Below are 24,271 nucleotides of genomic sequence, written 5' to 3'. Positions count from 1 at the left end.
CACCATTTCGATTCATTGCTTGGCAGTCTATGAAAACGAAGTGCACAAATACACATACACTTACACAGATTGGGGTTGCTTTGTTTATGGAGATCCACTCATACGATTCGTCCTATATGCGATTCTATTTTTTTATGCCTGCCATGCAATTCATTTTAGATGAAAACGGGGATATCGTAGATGTCAACGAATTTGCTGCGCGCTACTTAGGGTATATGCGCACGGAGTTGATTGGAACATCGCCGTTTGCGCTCGTTCATCCGGAAGACCGGAAAAGGGTAAGGCACCGTTCTAAATGGCTGTTCCTTCATCAGCCAAATAACATTCATTCCCTTGAATTTAGAGCATTAAAAAAGAATGGCGAAATCATATTGATTCAACAAAATATGTCTCAGATGACCAGCGAAGACGGAAAAACGCTTTTTCTTATTTCGTGCCATCACATCCCGTCAGAAAAAAAAGCAAGGCAGCTGCTTACCGGACAAAAGAAGGTGCTGGAATGGATTGCGAAAGAGCTTCCTTTGTCCGATATATTAACTGAAATCTCCCGTACCGTCGAAGAAATCCGTCCCAACATTCTTTGTTCTATCCTATTAATGAATGATGAAACGAAAAAGCTTTATCATGCGGCTGCGCCAAGCCTGCCTGCTGACTATGTTGAAACGATCAATGGAATGGAGGTAAAAATGAACGCCGGTTCTTGCGGCACAGCAGCATACCAGCGCGATCTTGTGATCGTTTCTGATGTTCAAACAAGCCCGCTCTGGCAACGTTATCAAGCGTTAGCTCGATCGCATGGATTGCGAGCTTGCTGGTCCATTCCCATTTTTTCATCAACAAAAAAAGTTCTTGGAACTTTCGCTATGTACCATCGCGAGCCTTGTGAGCCCGATACTGAAGATATGGATCTCATCTATACGTTTTCATCCTTAGCTGGCCTAGCTATTGAACAAGCTCGAATGCGGGAGGAGCTTCAAGAAAGCCGACAGCATTATCAATCATTATTTGAATACAATCAAGATGCTGTATTTTCACTCCATTTAGACGGAACATTTTTTGCGGCTAATGGCGCGGCTGCGCAAATTACCGGATACTCTCGCCATGAATTGCTCAGCATGACATTGCATGATTTAGTCATAGGAGAGGATTGGCCGAAAACCATTGAAGCATTTGCCAACACAGCAGAAGGCTACTCCCGCCATGTCGATTTTCGTATTCAGCATAAAACAGGAACGATTTTATATTTAAACGCCACCTCGATTCCGATTTTTATCAATAAAAAAATTATCGGCGTTTCTGTGATTGCAAAAGATGTGACAGAGCGTGAGGAACGGGAAGAACGCATCCAGCAAATGGCTTATTACGATCCGTTAACTGGTTTGCCCAATCGGCGATTGTTCCCTGAACTCGTTCTCGCTGCCGTTAAGAAAGCCAGGGAAAACGGAAAAATGGCGGCCGTTTTATATATGGATATCGATCGCTTTAAATATGTCAACGACTCTCTTGGCCATAGCTTTGGCGATCAAGTATTGCAAAAAACAGCGGATTTAATTAAAAAATGTGTGGCTAATAGCGGCACAGTAGCAAGAATGGGCGGCGATGAATTTACCGTTATTTTGCCCAACCTCGATCATCAAGAGCAGGCAATCGACATAGCACAGCGTATTTTGCGAATGTTTCAAGATCCTGTCCAAATTGACGATTTAGAATTATTTTTGACGCTTAGCATCGGCATTTCCCTTTATCCGCAACATAGTGAAAACGTAGATGCATTAATTCAATATGCCGATATTGCGATGTATGAAGTAAAACAAAAGGGCAAAAACGATTACTATGTTTTCCAAGATGATCACTTAAAGAAAAAATTGCCGGACCTCATTTTGCTAGGAGATTTGCATAAATCCATTCGAAATCGCGAGTTATTTATTGTGTATCAGCCCATTATTGATGTAAAAACGACAAAAATTCGCGCAATGGAAACACTTGTCCGTTGGTATCATCCCGTTCACGGTACGGTTCCTCCAAGTGAATTTATCCCTTTAGCAGAAGAAACCGGCTTTATTGTCTCCATTGGCGAATGGGTCATTCGCCAGGCGTGTGAACAGCATGAAAAATGGAAAAAGATTGGATTGCCGCCCGTTCGAATTGCCGTCAATATTTCTGTGAAAGAACTGCAAGACCAGCATTTTGCCAAAAGAGTGGAAGCCATTCTCTCACAAAAGCAGATATCGCCAGAATATTTAGAGCTTGAGATTACCGAAAGCCTTATGATTTATAATGAACCGATCATCTTAAATAACTTAATGCGGATGAAAGAGATTGGCGTGCGGCTTTCCATTGATGATTTTGGGACAGGCTACTCATCGCTGGCATACTTAAAGCGGCTGGATGTGGATACGGTTAAAATCGACCAATCTTTTATCGCCGATTGTCCCCGCTCTTACTACGGAAGCGTGATTACAACGACCATTATTTCGCTGGCACACCACCTTGGAATGAACGTGATCGCTGAAGGGGTCGAGCATCTCGATCAATTTCGTTACTTAGAAGAAAAAGGTTGCCAAGAAGCGCAAGGGTACTTGTTCAGCAGACCGCTGCATCCAAAAGAAGCGACTAAGCTATTATTTCAAGGAATTCGCCATCTTTATTAGCAACCGATCAACGGATGATCGCCATTCCTGTATATATTAAACGTTTTCCTGTCTATCTGTCGTTGTTTTCGACGGCTATCTCCCTAAACACCAAACCGATTCTTGGGACTGATGTGTGGATCTTGGAAAAGACAAAGAGTCACCCATTTTATGACCAAGTCAGCCAGAGTCGTTTTGCTCATCATTTTTGACAATGGAGTGTGTGCTGGAGTCAAAAAGACGTTTGCGCACAATGCTGGCTAGATCGTGATTACAAAGGGATGAAGGATGGCAATCCATTTGCCCTATCTCTTACTCTATGCTTCTTTGCATAATTGATAAACCAAAAAACAAAAACCCACACATTCCTCGATCCATTCGAGATGTATGTGTGGGTTTCCGAATTGATATAAGGCAGCAAATCATGTAAGCGTTGTCAACACTTTTATTTTTTCACAATTTGAATGTAATCAAAATCTAATGTATCAATCGCGTCTTCGATGTGCAAACGTGTGATAAAGCGATATGAAACCCCCAGCTGCGAAGGAAGAATATCTTCAGGGATTTGATAGGAAAAAGGCAAAAATTTTTTTTGTTCCTCTTTAATGATAAACTCCCCAGCAATTGGAATGGTCGCAATGACCGTATCTTCTTCCTTTCCATCTCGCAGCATTTTGCAAACAAAATCGACATCAAGCTTCTTAATTTTCTGCTCCACTGTGCCGCCGCGAATATACAGCTGCCCTTCAATCACATCTCCGGGATGAAGTATATTTTTATTTAAAAGCAGATCCACATATGCTGAACCAACACCTAGTTTGGACATCATTTTCCGCAATAGCATCCTCTTGTCACCTCTTACATTATCTTTTATACTCTTTCTTTATTAATGTGAACGATATAACATACGTTTGTCACTCCGATCTTGTTTCATTTTCTTGTCTATATAGCAAAAAAAAGATAAAAGACCCATGCCATTTAAGCAAAGGTCTGAGCGCTTATCGAGAAAATGACAGCGCTTCCATCACTTTCTATTTTCTAATTTATTCCACAAAAACCATTTTGTCAATATAAAATTTATCCGCCAACATGCAATTGGCAGATAGTGAGAATCATCTTCAGAAAATCGACGATCAAAGACAAACCACGGCGTCCCTCTATGAGGTAAATGCATGACAAAACTCCAAACAAATCCCGCTCGTTTCATCCCGTCCATCGGTCTAAGAAACGAGCGGATGGTCGAGCCACGCCGCTTCACAGAACCATTGATGGGGACTGTTCTAGCCTTTATCAAGCCGATTCATAACGAAAAGGCAAGTGGTTGTACTTGCCTTCCGATCGTGTGTTTGATGGATATCGCCCGTTTCATCTTTCCATTACATGATTGATCTAGCGCAAAGGCAACATGGAGCGAGACAAAACCCCGCATCCCCACCCCGTTATGAGCTGAGAGACCTCTCGGTGGATGATGTTAAATAAACATGCTAAACGACAGCCAATATTCACCTTCGTTCACAGCTTTTTCTTCCATTGCTCCCACATATGATGTTCGCCATCCTTTGGCGCGTCCGATTAGAAAGATTGTATACACTTTGGAATTACTCGTAAACATTTTGGTTTTCAATAACATAATCCACCCGAATAACAGGAACATCATGCTGCTCCAGTTCAGCGACGATCATCCCTACATGATCATTGTAAATACAAAACGTCTGCTGTCCTTTTTGAAAAGCTGTTTCGCCATATGAAAGAACGGTATGATAAAGCTTACGCACATCAACATTCTGTGTCTTCACTCGTCTTCCTAAATGGATAATCACTTCTTTTCCAGCGATTTTTCCACGATACATACGCAATATCCCCCTTTGCACTTGTATTCTCAATATATGATAAGTGCTATATATTCATACGCGCTTCTTTTTATGTCTTAATCAAGTAATTCGCCAGTCACACGGCATTCCCCTTTTGGATTAGAATATTACCAAAAAATTTGCAAATTTTTTCTGAATTTCACTCTCTTTTCCTTGACGATGACGTTGCATTAGTGTATAGTAAAAACATCATTTAACAGAATATATTTCAACCCAAGCAGCACGCACGTTCACCTTAGACCGCTGTGGAGTATATTCCGTTATTTGATAAAATTTTTTAATTAGCCATAGGTGCTAAAGGTATTAGGAGGAATTAAGTATTATGCAAAACGGTAAAGTAAAATGGTTCAACAATGAAAAGGGTTATGGGTTCATTGAAGTGGAAGGTGGAGCTGATGTATTCGTTCACTTCACAGCAATCCAAGGTGACGGCTACAAAACATTAGAAGAAGGCCAAGAAGTTTCCTTTGAAATCGTACAAGGAAACCGCGGACCTCAAGCAGCTAACGTTGTAAAATTATAATCAAGCGCTCGTTGACATAGAAGTAAGACGAAAGCGAAAGCCAAGGGCTGACCTAACAGCGGTAGGTTAGCCCTTTTTTGCTGCTACCAACGCAGACAACAGGTGATTCGTTCATATGAACAGATCAAGCTGAAAAAGAATGTCCGATCCTGCGCTGCCCATGATTCAAACAAATGTTCGCTCTGTCATCATCAAGCTGCAGTGCATGATATCTTGTTATCTCGGCCATTTCCTTTTTCATTGCTTTCTTTCCAGCGAATTCACCCTTTAAATACAAGCATCGAACTAAGATAATCTCTAAAAGGGTAACGCCTATCTCTCCTGATAAGAGCTTGAGGAAACCGTGAGCAGCATCTCCCCATATTGCTTAATTTGCTCTCCCACCGTACAACAGGTAATACAAAAAGACTGCGCTGATCTTTTTCCTTCTTCCTTACGCAGTGTGTTTTTTATAAAACAGCCATCACAATATGTAGAATGAAGATCGTTTAGTTTCGCCAGTATCTCTTTTCGTTTCGCTAATTTTTTCTCCCTATTCATCTGCATTAGTTCCTTTCTTTGTAAGTTCAATTGTGCTTTCAATTATTTTTCCTTCAAGCGCCTGACACGCCAGCTGATCCGCTTCCTTATTTTGCTTTCGAGAAATTGGTTCATAAATCGGATGAATACCGAGCTCCTTCAGTTTGGCTTCAATTCGGTCAAGCCACGCACTATAGTCCTTTTCAAAGCAAGGCCATGCACCAGACAGCTGATTCAGCACAACATGAGAATCGCCGCGGAAGACAACCGGCAAATGATGGACTCCCATTTCTTCAAGAGTTTGTACAACCGACCAAAAAGCAGCGTATTCCGCCTCGTTATTTGATTTTAATTCATAAAGACGGCGATTCATGCGAAATCGATATGGCTGATGATTTTGATGGTAATAGATCACCGCTCCGATTCCCGCTTCTGATGTTTCGTTATCAAAGCCCCCATCAAAATAAGCAATAATATCATGAGGTTCGCTTTCCACTTCTTGCAATAGCTTAACGAGCTCTTTTTTCGTCCATGACGTATTTTGCCGATCAATAAACACTAAGTCCTTCACACGTCCCGTTTTCTCAAAATCCTCCGCCATCCATAACGCCTTCTCCGCTTCAAGAAGCTCCGAAGTTAATATAATTTCTTGTTTTTTAGGAGTTATATATGTCCATTGAATGATTACATCCATTTTTGTCATCCTTCCGCCATTGTTCTTCTTTTATTATATATCAAACAAACGTACGAAATAACTGCTTATGGTTAACAAAAAAATATAGAAATTTCCTAAAAATGATGATAAAGTAGCAATAGTTCTTCATATGCGCTTCACTCGTAACCGATATAAGTTCAGGTTAAGAAATCGATATTTTGGTGAATACAGAAGAAAAGGCTGCCTCTATTTAGCTAGATGGCTATTTTTCGGCTTCGGTAAGCTAAAAACCAGCTTGCGGCATATGCGACTTCTCATGGATGATGCCGCGCACCGACCTGTATTTAGCGAGGCTATTCACACGACGGAGGGATGAACACTTGATTGAAGTATATATTGATGGAGCAAGCGCCGGCAATCCTGGGCCTTCAGGTGCCGGAATTTTCATTAAAGGAAATGGAACAGTAGAACAATATTCGATTCCGCTCGGTATCATGTCAAATCACGAGGCAGAGCTCTATTCTTTGATTAAAGCACTTGAAATTTGTGTGGAAAAAGGTTATCGCGTCGTTTCCTTTCGCACAGACTCTCAGCTCATTGATGATGCAGTCGAGAAGGAATATATAAAAAATCGGCAATACGCCCCGCTTTTACAGCAAGCCCTCCTATTAACGAAAAAATTGGATTTATTTTTTTTAAAATGGATTCCGAGCAAGGACAATCATGTCGCTGATGAACTGGCTCGACAAGCAATTCATAAAAATAAATCCTAGTTAAGGGGGAGAAACATTGAAAAAGCAATGGATCGCCGATGCTAGCCTACTGGCTGTTACGTTTATATGGGGAGCGACATTTGTTGTTGTTCAAAATGCGATCTCCTTTCTTGAACCGCTTTCCTTTAACGCTGTACGCTTTTGGATCGCAGGCATTTGTTTGCTCATTTGGCTGCTTCTATTTCAACGATCTTCGTTACAACATTTTAATCGCTCGCTTTTATATGCCGGATTTTGGATGGGGCTGTGGCTGTTTAGCGGTTATGCGTTGCAGACAATAGGGCTCTTATATACAACATCTTCAAAGGCCGGTTTTATTACCGGTCTTAGCGTTGTATTAGTGCCGCTATTCTCTTTCTTTTTTTTAAAACAAAAGCCAACCGCTAATGCCGTATTTGGCTCGATTATCGCTGCATTCGGCTTATATTTTTTAACGATGGAACGAGCCGAATTATCGATTAATCAGGGCGATGTGTTCGTTTTCTTTTGCGCTGTTTCATTCGCCATGCATATTATTATCACGGGAAAATACTCCGCACATTATCCAACGCTTTTGCTGACGATTATGCAAATTTTTACTGTCGCTGTCATGTGCTCCATTGGCGCCTTTTTGTTTGAAGATGCCCCCAATATGTGGAATGGCGCTATTTTAGCGAAGCGGCAAGTATGGACAGCTCTGCTGATTACATCGCTGTTCGCCACAGCTGCTGCTTTCCTTATTCAGACAAACTTTCAAAAATACACAACAGCTGCCCGTGTAGCGCTTATCTTTGCAATGGAGCCCGTATTCGCCGCTGTAACCGCCTATATTGGGGCAGGAGAACGGCTTTCCGTTTCTTCTATCATCGGATGCATTGGCATTTTGTGCGGTATGATCGTGTCAGAAATTCCGATTTTTTCATGGTTCTCCAAACGAACGCTTACACAAGGAAATCCTCGAACCTAACCTTCGAGGATTTTTTTAGTCAATCAATCCTTTTTCTTTCATGAATAACTGTACCTGCTGGCGCGTTTCCAGCCTCTGTTGGCAAAACTCTTCAAGCAGCGAAAGAAAAAAGCTGCCGTCAAACTGCTTTTGAATTTTTAGCGTCCACTCCAGAGCCATAATGGTTAGTTCATCACTTGCTTGCACATATTGCTTTCCGAACTGAACAAAACGAAAAACATCTTCATGGAAACGGAAGCCCTTGCTCTCTAAAAAAAGAAAATATTGTTCGATTGTTTGCTTTCTCATACACGGATCTCCCTATGGTAGATTCGCTTTCATCTTAACTCATTTTGCTCATTATGGCTAGCTTATTTTTTATTTGTTCGTTGATATGAAAAACAGCCTGTGGCTATTCCAAGCAAAGCGCCAGCCATCACTTCGATTGGCTGATGCCCAAGACGCTCGCGGATCCATTCTTTTTTCTGCTCATACCATTTTTGCTTTGGGCTTTGTTCAAGTCGCATGACTTCCTCGGCCAAATCATTCAACCGAATCGCTAGCTCCCCCGCCTGCCGCCGCACGCCCTGAGCATCATACATGACAATAAGACCGAACAACGCAGCCAAAGCAAAATCAATGGTTCGCATTCCTTTTTTTAATCCAATAAATGTAGCAAGCGAAGTAACACCGGCAGAATGAGAGCTGGGCATTCCCCCTGTCTCAAAAAAATACTTCCAATCCCACTGTCCAGTCTCTCTTTTTTTTAACGGGATTTTTAGGAATTGTGCAAAAGCGATTGCTGACAAAGCTGTCTTTAATGCTTGATTCATCTTTTTTTCCCCTTTCATGTGTCCTAAACATATTTTTTTCATAACTAGGCAACACTATCCGCGGAGGTGAACGGAAAATGGCGAAAAACGGAGGAACAAACCGCGGGACAAAGGCCCCTGGCGTAAATCCCCAAGGATACGGGCAAGATGCAACATTTTCTCCAGATCCAAAGAGTGAACTTGAAAGCGCAGCAAAACGAAGCAATACGAAATAGCACAATTAAAAGCTTGAGGTGGAAGGGATGCGTAAAATGGCTGTAGACAAAGTCCAATGGACTTTGTCTACAGCCATTCTCTTATTATTTATGCAATTTTTCACGCAAGACCATTTGCAAGATTCCGCCATGGCGATAGTAGTCGATTTCCACTTCGCTGTCAAAGCGCACAAGCACTTCGAATTCCTTCTTGTTTCCAGCTTCATCTGTCGCGGTTACTTTTACATAATCACGCGGTTTCACATTTTCATCAATGTGAATTTCAAATGTTTCTTTTCCGGTAAGCCCCAATGTTTCAGCATTTTCTCCCTCTTTAAATTGAAGCGGCAATACTCCCATGAGGACGAGGTTGGAGCGGTGAATGCGCTCAAAGCTTTCAGCAATCACCGTTTTAATTCCTAACAAGAATGTACCTTTCGCCGCCCAGTCACGAGAGCTTCCCATTCCGTAATCTTTACCAGCAATAACAACAAGACCCGTGCCGTCTTGTTTATATTTCATGCAGGCATCGTAAATCGACATGACTTCACCAGTTGGCCAATATGTTGTGTAGCCCCCTTCTGTACCAGGAGCAATCTGGTTGCGGATGCGAATATTCGCAAACGTACCGCGCATCATCACCTCATGGTTACCGCGCCGTGAACCGTAAGAGTTGAAATCTTTCGGCTCGACGCCTTTAGAAATCAGATACTGGCCTGCTGGAGTGTTTTTGCCGATCGATCCGGCCGGAGAAATATGGTCAGTTGTGACAGAATCGCCAAACTTGCCTACTACGCGCAAGCCTGCGAGCGGTTGTACTTGGCGAACGTCTGGAGACAACCCTTCAAAGAACGGAGGATTTTGAATATATGTGGAATCCTCGTCCCATTGATAGAGCGGTTCATCCGTTGTCTCGATTTCATTCCAGCGTTGATTATCATCGAACACACGCTCATACTCCTTGCGGAACAATTCTGGTGTTACGGTTTGCTTCACTACTTCTTTTATTTCTTCCGTTGTTGGCCAAATATCGCTAAAGTACACATCGTTTCCGTCTTTATCCTTGCCAATTGGATCGTTAAGAAGATCGATATCAACCGTACCTGCTAGCGCATAAGCTACTACAAGCGGAGGAGATGCTAGGTAATTCCCTTTAACAAGCGGATGAATCCGGCCTTCAAAGTTACGGTTTCCGGAAAGAACGCTTGTCACTAACAAATCATTTTCCGCAATTGCTTTCTCAAGCTCTGGAGCTAGCGGACCGGAGTTACCGATACACGTTGTACAACCGTATCCAACAATATTAAAGCCAATTTGCTCAAGGTATGGAAGCAAACCAGAATCTTTTAAGTATCCAGTAACAACCTTAGAACCAGGAGCTAACGATGTTTTGACATATTTTGGAACATTCATTCCTTTTTCAACTGCTTTTTTCGCTACTAATCCGGCACCTACTAACACATACGGGTTTGACGTATTCGTACAGCTTGTTATCGCAGCGATGGCGATCGCACCTGTTTTCATTTTAACTTCTTCGCCATTTAATGCGACCGTTATTTCTTTCTCAAGATCTGCCTCTGTTAATCCAAAGCCTTGGTTTCCTTGCGGAGCTTTTATTGCTTCACGGAACGAGCTTTGCATTTTAGAAAGCGGAATCAAATCTTGTGGACGCTTTGGTCCGGAAAGATTGGCTTCAATTTCAGATAGGTTGAGTTCAACCACATCTGTGAATGTCGGTTCTTCTGCATCTGGTGTATAGAAGAGACCGTTTGCTTTACAATACGCTTCCACCACTTGAATATGATGCTCATCTCGTCCTGTTAACCGCAAATAATCAAGCGCTTCAGCATCTACAGGGAAAAAGCCGCATGTCGCTCCATATTCTGGCGCCATATTCGCGATGGTCGCACGGTCAGCGAGAGGCAGAGTAGCCACACCAGGGCCGAAAAATTCCACAAATTTGCCGACTACGCCTTTTTTACGAAGCACTTGTGTTACTTTTAAAGCAAGATCCGTAGCTGTTGTCCCATTTGGTAATTTTCCCGTCAAACGAACGCCGATAACCTCAGGAACAGGGAAATAAGAAGGCTGTCCAAGCATTCCCGCTTCCGCTTCAATTCCGCCGACGCCCCATCCAAGGACACCGATACCGTTAATCATCGTTGTATGGGAGTCAGTTCCAACAAGCGTATCAGGAAATGCTTCATATTCGCCGTTTTCTCCTTCTACTGCATGAACGACGTTCGCCAAATATTCTAGGTTCACTTGGTGAACGATTCCTGTTGCTGGTGGCACCGCACGATAGTTATTAAACGCCTTTTGAGCCCATTTTAAAAATTTATAGCGCTCAGCGTTTCGTTCAAATTCTAGATTCATATTGTATTGAAGAGCATCATCACTGCCTGCTCTGTCCACTTGAACAGAGTGGTCGATCACAAGATCCACTGGAATTTCAGGATTGATTTCATATGGATCTCCGCCGATATCCGCCATCGCTTTGCGCATAGATGCCAAATCAACAACAGCAGGAACACCAGTAAAGTCTTGCAAAATAACACGAGACGGCTTAAACGGAACATCGATCTCCTTTAATTCGTCCGTTCCCCATTTTGCTAAATTTTCCACATGCTCTTTTGTAATGACACGCCCGTCTACTTGCCGAAGCACTGATTCTAATAAAACTTTGACGGAATAAGGTAAACGGGAGATGTTACCGATTCCCGCTTCTTCAAGCGCTTGTAAACGATAGTAGTTATATTTTTTACCGTTTACCTCAAATGAAGTGCGGGCTTGAAATACATCTTGTTTTGCCATATGTATTACCCCCTCAATCAATACTATACTATTTTTTCACATAAATGTCGAAAAAATAGTACGAATTCTCCCAAAACCCGTAAAATTGGTACGCTTTTATCTTATTATAAGCACTATGAATTGTAAATAATTATTCCCTCGTTTCTCCTTTTCAGAGAATAAATTTCCCTCTCCTTCGCAAACTATAGTAGGGAGGTGAAAGGAGAATGGGAAAGCGGAAGGCCCATCATGTCATTCCGGGTATGAACGCAGCAAAGGCGCAAGGAATGGGAGCTGGCTACGAAGAGGAATTTGCCAATGAACCATTAACGGAAGCAGAACGCCAAAACAATAAAAAGAGAAAAAAGAATCAATAACCCTTCTTCGCTGCTGCGAAGTGAGCAGCAGAATAAAAGGGAATGCTGCGGTGCACATTCCCTTTTATTGAATCTCGTTTACCTCGTCTACAATCGTTTGCAAATCCGTACGAAATTGTTCAAGACGCAGTCGCTGCGTTTCTGAAGCGACTTCCATTGCGTTATTGATTTGTTCAAAAGCTTCATTGACTTCCTGCTTTAAATGCTTTAACTGGCTTCCGTAATCGGCCTGATCGCGAACTAAATGGTCATACCATTCCTTCGCTTCCATCGTCCCTTGTTCAGCGGCTTGAAACGCTTGTTGCTTATCTTTATGATACGGCATGTTCTTCCTCCTTCCACTGCATTGCACATTTATATCGTGTCAAATATTCAAAAATTTATACGATGAATAAATAAAAAAAACCCTGCTATCCTAATCAATAAAAGGAGGTTATTTTTATGAGCAAAGACACAGCAAAAAACGGCCGCAATAACGAACAGTCGGGACAACCCAAACCGCTGGACGGCTCCAAAAAAGTCAAAAACCGCAATCATACGCGGCAAAAGCATAACGCTGGACATGATATGTAATGCAACAAAATAGACAGAAGAAAGGGGCAACTGCCCAAGGCTTCCCCTCCCAAAAATCTAAAAGCTATCATTTTTAATAGCTTTTAGATTTTTTTATTTATTTGGTTTACAAATAATAATCGCCATTCACTTTGTTAAAATGTGTGTGAACATATAAAAGAAAATATGATTGTTAGTCAGTTCTACTTCTGGGAATCTATCTTTTTGGAACGCATTGCGGATAGATTTAAAAAAGCCCCTAACGTATCGCACAAGTTCATATGTCGAAAGTTGAAATGGGATTTATATAGGTTCATTTATTACTTTAGATCGATAAAGCTGAAAGCATGATTGCATCATGAACAAAAGCCTCTTTTCAGCCTGTTAACAAACTCAACCAGCGGAAAGAGGCCTTCTTCTATCAATATTTTTGGCTTATCTTGCAAATGCGTGATGACCGATCCGGATGGTAACAGGTCTTGAAAGCATCCAGCGGTCTTTTGTAATAGCCGGATTATAAAAATACAACGAATGGCGCCGATCGCTTGGGAATAATGCTACCGCGCGATCAACCGCATCGTAGTCTTGCTTTGTTGGACGGATTTTTGTCAGCTTTCCTGTTTTGACAGGAACAAACGCATAGCCTGTTTTCGTTTTTTGATAAATCACGCCCTTTATCGTGTTAGGAAACGCCGGATCTTTGACCCGGTTCAGAATCACAAGCGCAACCTCTACTTTTCCTGCGAACGGTTCACTAGATCCTGTTTCCGCTTGAACAAGTTGCGCTAAAAGCGTTCTTTCCTCTGCGGTAATTTTCCATTTCGCTGCTGACGAAGCGGTTGTCGTTTTTTTCGCTGTTGCTATGACAGGCACTTTCAATGTTTCTCCGACCAAAATGCGGTCTGTTGTTTTTTTATTTAGCGTTTTTAACGTTGAAACACTCGTTTTGTATTTTTGAGCGATTTTATAAAACGAATCTCCTTTTTGCACTTTATAGTATGTATATGTGGTTGCTGCACTACTTTTATGTGGCGTAAACGCTACAACCATACAGCCAACTACTGCGAGTATTGCTAAAATCCTTTTGATCATGATGGCCTCCTCATAGTCGCTTTTTGGTTTTCCCGTTCGCATTTACTAGATTAGCATGTTTCAAGTGTGCTGACACTGGGCGACGTTTCCATTCCAGCTCATGAAATGTTCTCCATCTGTTGATATATAAAGGACGAGCTTATTTTTTTACAGTTGTATTACAGTTTCGTAACAGCGCTTATAACAGCGTTCTTGCCAAATATTCTTCTTTTAGAGATAATGTTTGATAGATCATGAAGGCTGTATTGAGGTGAAAACATGCTAACAGGCTGGTTTCTTTGGTTTATTTTATTCTGGGTGGTCTTTTTGCTTACGATGATGTCGATTGGCGGCTTTTTTATGTTCCGTAAATTTTTAAAGCGCCTGCCAAAAGCAGACGGAAAATCAGAGCTCGATTGGCAGGAATACTACATTGAGCAGACCCGGCATTTGTGGGGAGAGGAAGAAAAAGCGCTGCTTGAGGACTTAGTGAAGCCCGTTCCCGAGTTATTTCGCGATGTCGCTCGCCAGAAAATCGCAGGTAAAATCGGCGAATTAGCACTTCAAGAGCAAGCTTCACGCATTACAAAAGATCTTGTTATCCGCGGTTACATTATCGCTACACCAAAACGTGATCATAAATTTTTAGTCAAAGCTTTAAACGAAAAGCAAATCGATTTGGCGCCATATGCTCATTTACTTGAGTAAATCCGATATAACAAAAAAGATAGGGAGTTGGTATTATCCCCTACAGGTAGACAGTAAAAAAAGAGGACATTTGATATGATGTTCTTAGGAGTCTACCTGGGAGGGGATTTTTTATGGCTAAAAAAGGACAAACCTTTAACTCATATTCAGAAGATCTGAAACGTGAAGTCGTTCGTTTGAAATGAGAGGAGGGCTGGTCTTATCGACAACTCCGTGAACACTTTAGAATCAAGAGCGATGCGCAAATAGCAGAATGGGTGAAGAAATTTCAAAATGGAGAGTCTTTTGAAGATCAACGAGGAGTGTGGACTCGCCAACATTTTTCGAGTTTAGAAGAGGAAAAGGCTTATTTGAAAGCACAGGTGGAATACCTAAAAAAGCGCCATCCAAATCTACACGGGAAGGAATGATCTTAAAAGCGGAAAGGTTTCTCATGATTGAGGAGCTACTGAAAAAGCCCCCACTGGCATGGTTGCTTCAAATTGGCGAAGTTTCCAGAGCTGGATACTACAAATGGCGCAAAAGTAGATCCAAAAGAGCATTACGTCTGGAAGAAGATCTTCTGTTGAAAGAACATTTACTCGCCATTCATAAGATTCATCCGTACTTCGGATATAAACGAATGACAAGGGCATGATCCAGAGAAGGGATCATGGTCAATCATAAACGTGTACGACGTTTAATGAGGGGGCTAGGTATCAAATCGGTGATTCGGAAGAAACGACCTTTCTACGGCATTAGAGGATCTGTGGTATTTCCAAATGTATTAAACCGTGAATTCTATGCGGAGATTCCGTTCCAAAAACTCGTAACGGATATTACCTATGTGCGTGTTGGAGATACGTTTGTTTACTTGTCAGCGGTTTTAGATTTATAAACCATGAAATCGTCGCATGAGAACGATCTGAATTCATTTGGTATTAAACACCCTGAAACAATGAGAGGGGAAGCCGTTTGGCAAGAATGCTCTCCTTCATTCCGATCAAGAATTTCAGTACACGACCCAATCATATGAGAACCAGCTCAAAGAACTCAAGATTCAAGGAAGCCATTCGCGAAGAGGAAAGTGTCATGATAATGCATGTATCGAAAGTTTCTTCTCACATTTAAAGACAGAGAAGTTGTATTTAGTGCGCCCCCAAACGATCGAACAGGTTGATCAGGCTATTCAAGAATATATTCATTTTTACAACCACAATCGTTTTCAAGAAAAATTTAACGGTCTTTCCCCGATTGAATATCGAGAAAAGACCGCAGCTTAATATACTCTTTTTTTCATTGTCTACTTGACAGGGTTATGTGCAAGTCAAGTCCCCATCTTTTTTATTGTGTCGACCAAAGAGTCGGATTATTGTTTAATTGCTTCTCTAGACGTTTATAAGAAACATACATTGCCGCTCGCCACGGAACGATCATCGCAAATGCCAATAAATAAAACATGCCGCTCAGCTGATGATAATCAATCGTTCTGCCTAAATAGACCTTTAAACCAAGACGAATGATAATAAGACCAACTAAAATCCAAACAAATGACTTGGACCGCTTTAAGTAAATATGGTGATCGCGAATTTCGAACTTGGATGTTTTAATTAAAAAAACCGAGAAACAGGCACCTAAAACAATGGCTTCCATCAGTTCCCCTTTTGTCACGCGAAACAGTGGATCTAAAAACATGAGCGAGCCGGTGCTCATAAAAAGCGGCGGCAGAATAATTTTTTTGGCATTTGTCGGTTTTTTCGATGCCTTCATACGAACAAACAAAATGAGTAGCGCCATTATAATCGCGATAATTGTGCTTAAAATTGCCAAGCAAATCATCCTTTGCTATAAGATTTTACTGCTTTCCTTTATTTCATTATAGACTTCTATAAGCAAGAAGATTCAGCAGCAACAAAAACACGCAAATAGAGCATGCCCAGAAGCCGCTCTAAAATTAGTGTCACCGTCATCACTACTGAACACGCAGCAATATGCTTTAAATCAACACACAGCCTACGTTCCATTATTTAGGTGTCTATTTACACACTTTAAATTTCCAAAATCCACCTATTTTACATTAAAGCACGGGCAATCGCTTCCATCACACGGCTTTCATCAAACGGCTTCACAATAAAATCGATCGCTCCTGCCTCGATTGCTTCAACCACCATTTTTTGCTGTCCCATCGCCGAACACATAATAACTTTCGCTTTCGGGTCTATTTGTTTGATCGTTTTGATCGCTTCAATGCCATTCATTACAGGCATTGTAATATCTAACGTTACGATGTCTGGCTTTAATGCTTGATACAGCTCGATCGCTTCTTTTCCGTTTTCTCCTTCTCCTACTACTTCACAATTCGCTTTTTTTAAAATATTTGACAATGTCATTCTCATAAATTTCGCATCATCGACAATCAACACTTTTGCCATAATAATCCCCCTATTAGCCAGAAAAATAATATGCGCGATCATGGGTCGACAATAATCCTATGCAACAATGTAACGAATTTGCGGAAGAATTTCAACTTAAATATAGTGACAATCTATGATTCCTTTTGACAGAAAACATCCCATCACCTACGCTTTGTTTAGAAATGGGAGACTCCTTTTCGATAGCGCTAAAATCCCGTAAAACCTCCAAAAATACTGGTCGTGTAGATAATGATTTTCGTCATCCAGTCAAAAAACAGCAAAATCCCCATTATAATCATCACATATCCGCCTGCTTTCATAATTTTCATATGATAGCGGCGAATCCATTGCATTTTCCCAATAAAAAACGATAAAAGAAAAAACGGAACGGCAAAGCCTAGAGAATAAGCTGTCATATAAACCATTCCTGATCCTGGATTTGTCGCTGCTAAAGCAATCACTGACATTAAAATCGGGCCTGTGCACGGCGACCACCCTGCTGCGAAAGCCATGCCAATCAATATCGATCCCGCATACCCTGACGGACGATTGCGAAAGGAAATGCGATGATCTCTCATCAAAAAGCCTGGCTTAAATACACCGATGATCACAAATCCAAAGAAAATAATTAAAATGGCGCCGACTTGCCGAATAAAATCTTGATATTGTTTAAACAGTTCGCCAATTAGTGAAGTGCCAAATCCAATGGAAACAAAAATAAGAGAAAAACCAAGCAAAAAAAACAGCGTATGCAACAAGCTCCTCTTTTGCAACATCGCATTCTCCGCTTGCAGTTCCGCGACCGAAATGCCGGTAATATAAGATAAAAATGCCGGATATAACGGCAGACAGCATGGAGAAATGAACGATAAAAATCCTGCTCCAAATGCTAAAAAAAGATTTACGTCTGTCATCAATTTCAACCCCACAAGTTCTATTTTTTCTTTAATTTTACCAAAAAATAAATCTTAATGGTGATGTATGAATTTAAAAAAAACCGACTTTTTTCTTTTGAATTAATTGCCAGAATAGTATACAATACCTATATAACTTTGTACAACAGAAAGGACTTGTTCTCCCGTGTCAAAACAAGAGATGCTTCGGCTCATTGAAAAGAAAAGAAACGAACTGATTGAAATGGTTGCCAAAAGTGGATTAAACGCAGCGATTACCATTCAAATCAGCCAAGAATTGGACTTGCTTTTGAACCAATATAATGAATACGTATACAAGAAACAGAAACGCCTCTCTTCTCAGTAAAAAAAACGATGAGGCGTTTTCTCACTATGAAACATTCCGTTTGTTGCAGAGTAACGGACCACTTGTATAGACAAGCTTTCGTTCGCTGCGCTACTAACGACGTTCAGGCGTCCCCCCTCTTAAAAGCTCATTCGATCTAACTCCTGCTTTGTTAGCTTTTACACCGTTTAGCGCAAATAAAAAGACACTCCGCGGAGTGCCTGTCCCATGTTTATTTAAGCTGGTTGTTCATCGCTTTCATCATTTGGTTGATTTTCTTTTGCGACGGTGTCATTCCCATCTGCATCATCATCATTCGAATCATTTGCTCATTAATTGGCGGGTTTTTCTTTAAATAGTTCATCATCGTTTTACGGGCAATGAAAAATCCTAGCGCTGTTCCAGCGATAAGCGCTAGAATGCCAACGAGAATCGTTGTCCACATACTGCTTTTTCCTCCTTCATGTTGTCTATCTAACAGTGTACTAAACAATGAGCTATTATACAATATTTTCCCTTAAAAATCTTTTATTTACGCACAATTCCGTCGATCAGAAAGAACAATAAATACAGTTTGCTACAGAAGAGCAGATCAAGAAGATGATCTTGATTGAACTGAGTGAATCTTCCAATTTTTTCACGCTGGAGCGTGATCGATATAAGTCGCCAACTTATCTCCTACCGTCGAAAAAATGGGAATCTGCTTTTGACTATATATGTTCCATCTTTTCACTGAATCTCTATCATTGGTAAATGGATCGAAGGCTAAATGAATCACTGCTGGTGCATCAACATTGGTCCACAAGTGGACGACGGTCGATCACGCGAATACGAACGAAAAGCAAGTCCAAAGACTTGCCTTTCTATTGCCAGTCCATGTGATTTTTTCTCCCAAGATCCAACGCCCTTTTTTCACATAGACACGCTATCCCAAATCATTATTTTTATTTCCATCTTTTAGGCAAATTTTCTGTTTTCTAATTCTGCTTTGAGCCATTGATAGTGGCTAAACTCGCTGTCAATCGCTAGAAAAGCGGATGATATCATAGCTAATGACTGGAAAATACGATTGGTTAAATCATAGCAATCGCTAATGAGGAGTAAGCGGCGCTTTTGGACAATGACAAGTGCCTCTTCATTCGTTTGATCATGTTTAAACATTAGCATATTTCGTTCCAAGTTTCTCTCAACTTGTCCAGAAAAATGCTCTTTTATTCCTAACTCTACACGTGAAAACGAAATGCGTTCTGTAATAAATTCAACTTGTTTATGGCAAACACTTTTAAAAGGGGCCTTTTGATATTCCCTAAGCAGCTCGACGATTTTTTCTGGACGATGATAGTAATCTTTCACTACATCGTCTCGAAACAAATAAATCCAATAGCGCGTCACATTTCGTCCTCCATTCTTTTCTTCTTTTTACCTATTATAGAAAAACAGAAGAGAGAAACGTGTCTATTGGCGCAAAAATTCTTCACTATTTTTGTCGAAACAAAAGAAAAAGCTACCTTTCGCTAATAAAAGGCAGCTTTTTCACCTTATTTCATTATGGATGCAAAAGCTTCTTTACACGCTCGATTACATCCTCCACTGTGAACCCATACTCTTTCATAATCTGTTCGCCTGGAGCAGAAGCGCCGAAGCGATCGATTGCTAAAATGTCTCCTTCATCTCCCGTATAGCGCTCCCACCCGAATGAAGCCGCCATTTCAATCGCTAGACGCTTTTTCAAAGCAGACGGCAAAACTTGCTCTTTATATTCTTCCGGCTGCTGTTCAAAACGATCCCAAGATGGCATGCTAATAACCGAAACATAAATGCCCTCAGAAGCCAACGTTTTTTGCGCTTCAACAGCTAAACTCACTTCTGAACCGGAAGCAAGCAACAAGGCCTGCGGTTCTCCATTCGTTGCTTCTGATACGACATATGCACCTTTTTTCACACCTTCATATGCGCGCTCTGCCGTGGTTGCAAGCGTCGGGAGGTTTTGTCTTGTCAACACAAGCGCTGTTGGGCGATCCGTTGATTCCAGTGCTAAGCGCCATGCGGCCGCGGTTTCGTTCGCATCTGCTGGGCGAATTAACGATAAATTCGGCATTGCCCGCAATGAAGGAAGCTGCTCAATCGGCTCATGAGTCGGTCCGTCTTCACCGACCGCAATACTGTCGTGCGTAAACACATAGGTGACTGGTAAGCCCATTAATGCAGCAAGACGGATAGCTGGACGCAAATAATCAGAAAACACAAAGAATGTACCGCCAAATACTTTTACTCCCCCATGAAGCGCCATTCCATTCAATGCCGCTCCCATGGCAAATTCACGAACCCCGAACCAAATGTTTCGCCCTTCATAGCTTTCCGGCATAAAGTTGCCTGTTCCTTTAATCAGCGTTTTATTCGATCCCGCAAGATCCGCGGAACCGCCAATAAACTGTGGAACAGCTTTCGCAATCGCATTTAACACCTCTCCTGAGGATGCGCGTGTAGCTATGTTCTTGCCTTCTGGGTAAACAGGCAGCTGCTCTTCCCATCCTTCAGGGAGCTGCTCATCGATCGCCAGCTTCAATTGGTTCGCTAAATCTGGATAAGCTTTTTGGTAAGCGGCAAGCAATTCATTCCACTCCGCTTCTTTTTGTGCTCCCACTTCTTGAACAACTTGACGGAAATGGCCATATACTTCTTCCGGTACATAAAAATCTTCGGCAAACGTCCATTTATAAGCCTCTTTTGTTAGTTTTAGCTCATCTGCGCCAAGCGGAGCGCCGTGAACATCAGAAGTTCCTGCCTTATTTGGCGATCCATAGCCAATTGTTGTTTTCACTTCAATGAGCGTTGGGCGATTGACATCTGCTCTTGCTGTTTCAAGTGCTTTCGCAACTTCCTCGATATCGTTTCCATCCTCAACGCGCAAATATTGCCATCCATATGCCTCAAAGCGCTGTGCGACATTTTCCGAGAAGGAAAGCTGCAGCTCTCCATCGAGCGAAATGTCATTCGAATCATAAAGAACGATGAGACGGCCAAGTTTCAAATGACCAGCTAATGAAGCTGCTTCAGAGGCAACCCCTTCCATCAAGTCTCCATCGCCGCAAATGGCATATGTGTAATGGTTAATAATCTCAAAATGATCTCGATTGTATGTAGTCGCTAAATGACGTTCTGCCATTGCCATACCGACAGCCATCGCAATCCCTTGACCAAGCGGACCTGTTGTTGCTTCTACTCCAGGTGTATGACCGTACTCCGGATGTCCGGGTGTTTTGCTCCCCCATTGGCGAAACTGTTTGATATCTTCCATTGATACGTCATAGCCACTTAAATGAAGCAAGCTATATAAAAGCATAGAGCCATGACCCGCAGATAGCACAAAACGGTCGCGGTTAAACCATTTTGGATTGCTTGGATTATGATTCATGAATTTGGTCCAAAGCGTATAGGCCATCGGCGCAGCGCCCATCGGCATGCCTGGATGCCCGGAATTCGCTTTTTCAATTGCATCAATCGACAACGTTCGGATTGTCGTGATGGCCAATTGATCAATCGTTTGTGCCATTTTTTGCTCATCCTTTCGTTTCGTAGCGTTTTATCCATTTCTATCATATAGAAAGTAAGAAAAAATGTACAACGTTTCTTCAAAAAATCAAGAATCTTTGACTGATGAGAATGCTTGCTTCTCTTAATGCAACCGATTTTTTTGACTTTCCTTCAATTTTTTGGGCGTCACATCTTTTCCATTTGGATCAATAATTTTTACAGAATGCAGAGTATCCGTTACCGCTTGGCGAAATGCTTGAAGATACTCCTTGCGAAGCTGCTCTTGCTCTTTTTTCTCCGCTTCTGTCAACCGGCTTGTCTTTGCCTTTTTCGCTAATTCATTAATGCGAGCGATTTTTTGTTTTGAGACCATCGTTTCATTCCACCTATTTCGAAAAATATTATGCCCCCATCTTACTAGAGAAATGGATCCTTGACAACTATGTTGACTGACTTTTCCGCTCATATTCCTGATAGCGGCGATGGACAGTCGCTTTCGACACATCATATCCAAATCCGCGCAAAGTCGCCGCAATTTCAGCAAAGGTCAGTCCGTTCCTGCGCAGACGGATAATTTCTTCAATTGGTAGCTCAAGGCGATCTCTTCCGGCATGTTCACCTATATTTTTCAAATTTCGTTCTGGCCGATATCCACGTTCAACGGCTTTTTGCATCCCGCGCTTGATTTTTAAGTTATGTATTTTGCGCTGATACTCCTCTACGATGCTGAGGATACTTAGTACCATGGAATCAGCTTCTGATAGCTGTAGTTCTCCATGATGGCACACCGTATACAGCTTGGCTCCTTCTTTTTGAATACAATGCAATAAGGCAATTCTTGCATTTCCTCGTCCAAGCCTCGTTTCATCTTGGATGAGAACGGCTTCGATTTTATCCTCTTTCAGCGCTTCTAAAAGCTCCAGTATCCCGTCTCGCTCAATCTCATAACCGCTTGCCCGCTCTTCAATGACCTTAACGACTTGAAAACGATATGTTTCGGCGAGCTGCTCAAGCTCCTCCTTCTGCCGTTGCAGTGATGTTTCTTGTTCCTCTTTGTTTGTGCTCACCCGACAATAAATAATCGCTTTCATTCCATCATCTCCATTATTATTTACTGACGACTAGCTTCTTTTCTGCCTTTGATTTTAACACGGGAATCACTAGCTTTTCACCCGCAGCAATTTTTTCATTTGGCAAATGGTTTACATTCATTACCCATTCAATAAATTCTTTCGTTGAAAGCTGATGTGAAGATCTGTATTCATTGGCTATTCCCCAAAGCGTATCTCCGGATTCTACCGTAATTTTTAAATATTTCTCCTTTTGAATCGGATGGCTCGCATACACGAAACCCGATAGTAGCATAAACACCAAGCATGAAAACACGAGATAATGAGTAACTTTCATCTTCTCCCACCTCTTAGAATGTTTGTTCGCTTTTTTACCCATTATATTAAGAACATTCGTTTGCGTCAACCATTTTTTCGAACTTATGTTTGTTTTTTTGTTCTCCTCGTGTTATAATAAAAAAAACGATGGGTAAGAGGTGTGAAACATGACCAAACTGTCGAAACGCCAACAGCAAATTCTCGATTTCATCAAAAAAGAAGTAAAAACTAAAGGGTATCCTCCTTCCGTTCGTGAGATTGGCGAAGCGGTTGGACTTGCCTCTAGCTCAACGGTGCATGGACATTTAGCTCGGCTTGAAAGCAAAGGATACATCCGCCGTGATCCAACTAAACCTCGCGCGATTGAAATATTAGATCCGGATTTTGCCTCATTCATGCGGCCGAGCAATGTGATCAATGTTCCGGTCATCGGAAAGGTAACGGCAGGGCAACCAATAACCGCTATCGAAAATGTGGAGGACTATTTTCCGCTCCCAGAACGCTTCGTTTCTGCAGAGGACCATGTTTTTATGCTTGAAATAATGGGCGATAGTATGATTGAGGCAGGCATTTTAGACGGAGATTTTGTCATTGTTCGTCAGCAGCAGTCAGCTAATAACGGAGATATTGTCGTTGCTATGACGGAAGAAAACGAAGCAACCGTCAAGCGCTTTTTTAAAGAACAAGGCCACATTCGCCTACAGCCAGAAAACCCTCATATGGAGCCTATTATCGTCAACGATGTTACGATTCTCGGGAAAGTGATCGGCGTATATCGCATGATTCAATAACAAACAAGGGTAGATAAAGTGAAATTCACCTTATCTACCCTTGTTTTAAGTAGCGATGATTATTCGATTATTGTTAAAATCCGCTAGGTTCTCTTATTTGTCTATATGGATGGAAGCGGCATCATTTTGTGCAATTCATTTGAGCGGTACATTTTTGCCCATTTTAAGACGGATGCTGCATAAAGACAGGAACGAACAGCAAATCATTTCTCTACATCATAATCCGTATCGTTCTTGACAGATAAAATGATAGTGACTAACGTTGTAACTGTAGAGACTACAGCTGCTATGACCGAGGCAAGTCACGGACTTGTCTCGAACCGGCGAAAAACAAATTCTGCTTTTGAATGGGGCGTCTATTCCATCTTTTCGTTGGATTTCGATCATTCGCAAATGGACCCAATGCCGAAACCATTCAGCACTTATATACAGGATGAATCGTAATTCCTTTAAACCTCATCGAACTTCTTTCCTAGTCTTTCTCTTTAAATGAGACTATTCC

At 41.6% G+C, this 24,271-nt stretch carries 28 protein-coding genes and 1 pseudogene; 11 read left to right on the top strand and 18 right to left on the bottom strand.

The genetic code is table 11. The features are described 5' to 3' along the window. The first annotated feature begins 86 nt into the window (after window positions 1-86). Window positions 87-2,651, top strand: coding sequence for an EAL domain-containing protein (locus tag AT864_RS06475; protein WP_066147440.1), 2,565 nt, complete (start codon window positions 87-89; stop codon window positions 2,649-2,651). A 424-nt stretch (window positions 2,652-3,075) separates the two neighbouring features. Here AT864_RS06475 and AT864_RS06470 read toward each other — a convergent pair whose 3' ends face one another. Next, entirely contained in the window at window positions 3,076-3,474 is a 399-nt protein-coding gene (locus AT864_RS06470; RefSeq protein ID WP_066147437.1) for a sporulation protein, read from the bottom strand. Between the two features lie 754 nt (window positions 3,475-4,228). Then, a complete protein-coding gene (locus AT864_RS06465; RefSeq protein ID WP_044745255.1) occupies window positions 4,229-4,480 on the bottom strand; it encodes a hypothetical protein in 252 nt (83 codons plus the stop codon). A 343-nt stretch (window positions 4,481-4,823) separates the two neighbouring features. Between AT864_RS06465 and cspD the strand changes: the two genes are divergently transcribed. Continuing rightward, window positions 4,824-5,024 (top strand): cold-shock protein CspD, encoded by a 201-nt coding sequence (cspD, locus tag AT864_RS06460; RefSeq protein WP_044745256.1) that lies wholly within the window; start codon window positions 4,824-4,826, stop codon window positions 5,022-5,024. A 312-nt stretch (window positions 5,025-5,336) separates the two neighbouring features. Here cspD and AT864_RS06455 read toward each other — a convergent pair whose 3' ends face one another. Then, window positions 5,337-5,564 carry a zinc-finger domain-containing protein gene (locus AT864_RS06455; RefSeq protein ID WP_044745257.1) on the bottom strand — a complete coding sequence of 76 codons (228 nt, stop codon included), beginning with the start codon at window positions 5,562-5,564 and terminating at the stop codon, window positions 5,337-5,339. Continuing rightward, window positions 5,557-6,237 (bottom strand): ribonuclease H family protein, encoded by a 681-nt coding sequence (locus AT864_RS06450; RefSeq protein WP_066147435.1) that lies wholly within the window; start codon window positions 6,235-6,237, stop codon window positions 5,557-5,559. Before AT864_RS06450 ends, AT864_RS06455 begins: the two co-directional genes overlap by 8 nt. Before the next feature lie 341 nt (window positions 6,238-6,578). Between AT864_RS06450 and AT864_RS06445 the strand changes: the two genes are divergently transcribed. Together AT864_RS06445 and AT864_RS06440 are read left to right on the top strand one after the other, a co-directional pair. Beyond that, entirely contained in the window at window positions 6,579-6,971 is a 393-nt protein-coding gene (locus AT864_RS06445; RefSeq protein ID WP_066147433.1) for a reverse transcriptase-like protein, read from the top strand. A gap of 16 nt (window positions 6,972-6,987) precedes the next feature. Further along, window positions 6,988-7,917: a DMT family transporter gene (locus AT864_RS06440; protein ID WP_044745260.1), complete on the top strand. Its 930-nt coding sequence runs from the start codon at window positions 6,988-6,990 to the stop codon at window positions 7,915-7,917. A gap of 15 nt (window positions 7,918-7,932) precedes the next feature. Here AT864_RS06440 and AT864_RS06435 read toward each other — a convergent pair whose 3' ends face one another. Both AT864_RS06435 and AT864_RS06430 read right to left on the bottom strand, forming a co-directional pair. Next, on the bottom strand, window positions 7,933-8,205 hold the full coding sequence (locus tag AT864_RS06435; protein WP_044745261.1) for a DUF6123 family protein: 273 nt from the start codon (window positions 8,203-8,205) through the stop codon (window positions 7,933-7,935). Window positions 8,206-8,267: 62 nt separating this feature from the next. Next, window positions 8,268-8,729, bottom strand: a complete 462-nt coding sequence (locus AT864_RS06430) for a divergent PAP2 family protein (protein ID WP_066147431.1) — start codon at window positions 8,727-8,729, stop codon at window positions 8,268-8,270. A 77-nt stretch (window positions 8,730-8,806) separates the two neighbouring features. On the opposite strand from AT864_RS06430, the gene sspL reads away from it, so the two are divergent. Beyond that, window positions 8,807-8,944, top strand: a complete 138-nt coding sequence (gene sspL / locus AT864_RS06425) for a small, acid-soluble spore protein L (protein ID WP_066147428.1) — start codon at window positions 8,807-8,809, stop codon at window positions 8,942-8,944. A gap of 84 nt (window positions 8,945-9,028) precedes the next feature. Here sspL and acnA read toward each other — a convergent pair whose 3' ends face one another. Then, entirely contained in the window at window positions 9,029-11,737 is a 2,709-nt protein-coding gene (gene acnA / locus AT864_RS06420; protein ID WP_066147426.1) for an aconitate hydratase AcnA, read from the bottom strand. 206 nt (window positions 11,738-11,943) lie between these two features. Between acnA and sspO the strand changes: the two genes are divergently transcribed. Next, a complete protein-coding gene (sspO, locus tag AT864_RS06415; protein WP_066147424.1) occupies window positions 11,944-12,093 on the top strand; it encodes a small acid-soluble spore protein O in 150 nt (49 codons plus the stop codon). Window positions 12,094-12,157: 64 nt separating this feature from the next. Here the strand turns inward: sspO and AT864_RS06410 are convergent, their stop codons facing one another. Next, window positions 12,158-12,418, bottom strand: coding sequence for a hypothetical protein (locus tag AT864_RS06410; protein ID WP_066147422.1), 261 nt, complete (start codon window positions 12,416-12,418; stop codon window positions 12,158-12,160). A gap of 116 nt (window positions 12,419-12,534) precedes the next feature. Here AT864_RS06410 and AT864_RS06405 point away from each other — a divergent pair, with 116 nt between their 5' ends. Next, window positions 12,535-12,666, top strand: a complete 132-nt coding sequence (locus AT864_RS06405; protein WP_063504932.1) for a small acid-soluble spore protein P — start codon at window positions 12,535-12,537, stop codon at window positions 12,664-12,666. Between the two features lie 414 nt (window positions 12,667-13,080). Here the strand turns inward: AT864_RS06405 and AT864_RS06400 are convergent, their stop codons facing one another. After that, window positions 13,081-13,737, bottom strand: a complete 657-nt coding sequence (locus AT864_RS06400; protein WP_066147419.1) for a cell wall hydrolase — start codon at window positions 13,735-13,737, stop codon at window positions 13,081-13,083. A gap of 258 nt (window positions 13,738-13,995) precedes the next feature. On the opposite strand from AT864_RS06400, the gene AT864_RS06395 reads away from it, so the two are divergent. Both AT864_RS06395 and AT864_RS06390 read left to right on the top strand, forming a co-directional pair. Next, entirely contained in the window at window positions 13,996-14,424 is a 429-nt protein-coding gene (locus AT864_RS06395) for a DUF2621 domain-containing protein (RefSeq protein ID WP_044745268.1), read from the top strand. A 113-nt stretch (window positions 14,425-14,537) separates the two neighbouring features. Continuing rightward, window positions 14,538-15,686, top strand: a pseudogene (locus AT864_RS06390) (IS3 family transposase). Window positions 15,687-15,747: 61 nt separating this feature from the next. Here the strand turns inward: AT864_RS06390 and AT864_RS06385 are convergent. The 3 genes from AT864_RS06385 to AT864_RS06375 all read right to left on the bottom strand — a co-directional run bounded on the left by AT864_RS06385 (window position 15,748) and on the right by AT864_RS06375 (window position 17,731). Beyond that, a complete protein-coding gene (locus tag AT864_RS06385; protein WP_369815497.1) occupies window positions 15,748-16,242 on the bottom strand; it encodes a CcdC family protein in 495 nt (164 codons plus the stop codon). A 233-nt stretch (window positions 16,243-16,475) separates the two neighbouring features. Further along, window positions 16,476-16,835: a response regulator gene (locus tag AT864_RS06380; protein WP_044745270.1), complete on the bottom strand. Its 360-nt coding sequence runs from the start codon at window positions 16,833-16,835 to the stop codon at window positions 16,476-16,478. Window positions 16,836-17,023: 188 nt separating this feature from the next. Continuing rightward, window positions 17,024-17,731: a cytochrome c biogenesis CcdA family protein gene (locus AT864_RS06375; protein ID WP_066147414.1), complete on the bottom strand. Its 708-nt coding sequence runs from the start codon at window positions 17,729-17,731 to the stop codon at window positions 17,024-17,026. A 166-nt stretch (window positions 17,732-17,897) separates the two neighbouring features. On the opposite strand from AT864_RS06375, the gene AT864_RS06370 reads away from it, so the two are divergent. Further along, entirely contained in the window at window positions 17,898-18,077 is a 180-nt protein-coding gene (locus AT864_RS06370; RefSeq protein ID WP_044745272.1) for an aspartyl-phosphate phosphatase Spo0E family protein, read from the top strand. Window positions 18,078-18,288: 211 nt separating this feature from the next. Here the strand turns inward: AT864_RS06370 and AT864_RS06365 are convergent, their stop codons facing one another. The 6 genes from AT864_RS06365 to yneA form a co-directional block, all read right to left on the bottom strand. Then, a complete protein-coding gene (locus tag AT864_RS06365) occupies window positions 18,289-18,501 on the bottom strand; it encodes a YneF family protein (protein ID WP_044745273.1) in 213 nt (70 codons plus the stop codon). Window positions 18,502-19,013: 512 nt separating this feature from the next. Further along, window positions 19,014-19,448, bottom strand: coding sequence for a sporulation inhibitor of replication protein SirA (gene sirA, locus AT864_RS06360; RefSeq protein WP_044745274.1), 435 nt, complete (start codon window positions 19,446-19,448; stop codon window positions 19,014-19,016). Between the two features lie 154 nt (window positions 19,449-19,602). Then, window positions 19,603-21,609 (bottom strand): transketolase, encoded by a 2,007-nt coding sequence (gene tkt, locus AT864_RS06355; protein ID WP_066147413.1) that lies wholly within the window; start codon window positions 21,607-21,609, stop codon window positions 19,603-19,605. A 123-nt stretch (window positions 21,610-21,732) separates the two neighbouring features. Next, a complete protein-coding gene (locus AT864_RS06350; protein ID WP_066147411.1) occupies window positions 21,733-21,963 on the bottom strand; it encodes a DUF896 domain-containing protein in 231 nt (76 codons plus the stop codon). A 67-nt stretch (window positions 21,964-22,030) separates the two neighbouring features. Beyond that, window positions 22,031-22,681: a recombinase family protein gene (locus tag AT864_RS06345; protein WP_044745277.1), complete on the bottom strand. Its 651-nt coding sequence runs from the start codon at window positions 22,679-22,681 to the stop codon at window positions 22,031-22,033. A 16-nt stretch (window positions 22,682-22,697) separates the two neighbouring features. After that, window positions 22,698-22,997: a cell division suppressor protein YneA gene (yneA, locus tag AT864_RS06340; RefSeq protein WP_044745278.1), complete on the bottom strand. Its 300-nt coding sequence runs from the start codon at window positions 22,995-22,997 to the stop codon at window positions 22,698-22,700. A gap of 148 nt (window positions 22,998-23,145) precedes the next feature. On the opposite strand from yneA, the gene lexA reads away from it, so the two are divergent. After that, window positions 23,146-23,769 (top strand): transcriptional repressor LexA, encoded by a 624-nt coding sequence (gene lexA / locus AT864_RS06335; RefSeq protein ID WP_044745279.1) that lies wholly within the window; start codon window positions 23,146-23,148, stop codon window positions 23,767-23,769. Window positions 23,770-24,271 lie beyond the last annotated feature (502 nt).

Source organism: Anoxybacillus sp. P3H1B (assembly GCF_001560855.1).
Taxonomy (GTDB): domain Bacteria; phylum Bacillota; class Bacilli; order Bacillales; family Anoxybacillaceae; genus Anoxybacteroides; species Anoxybacteroides rupiense.
This window is presented reverse-complemented; position numbering and strand designations above follow the sequence as displayed.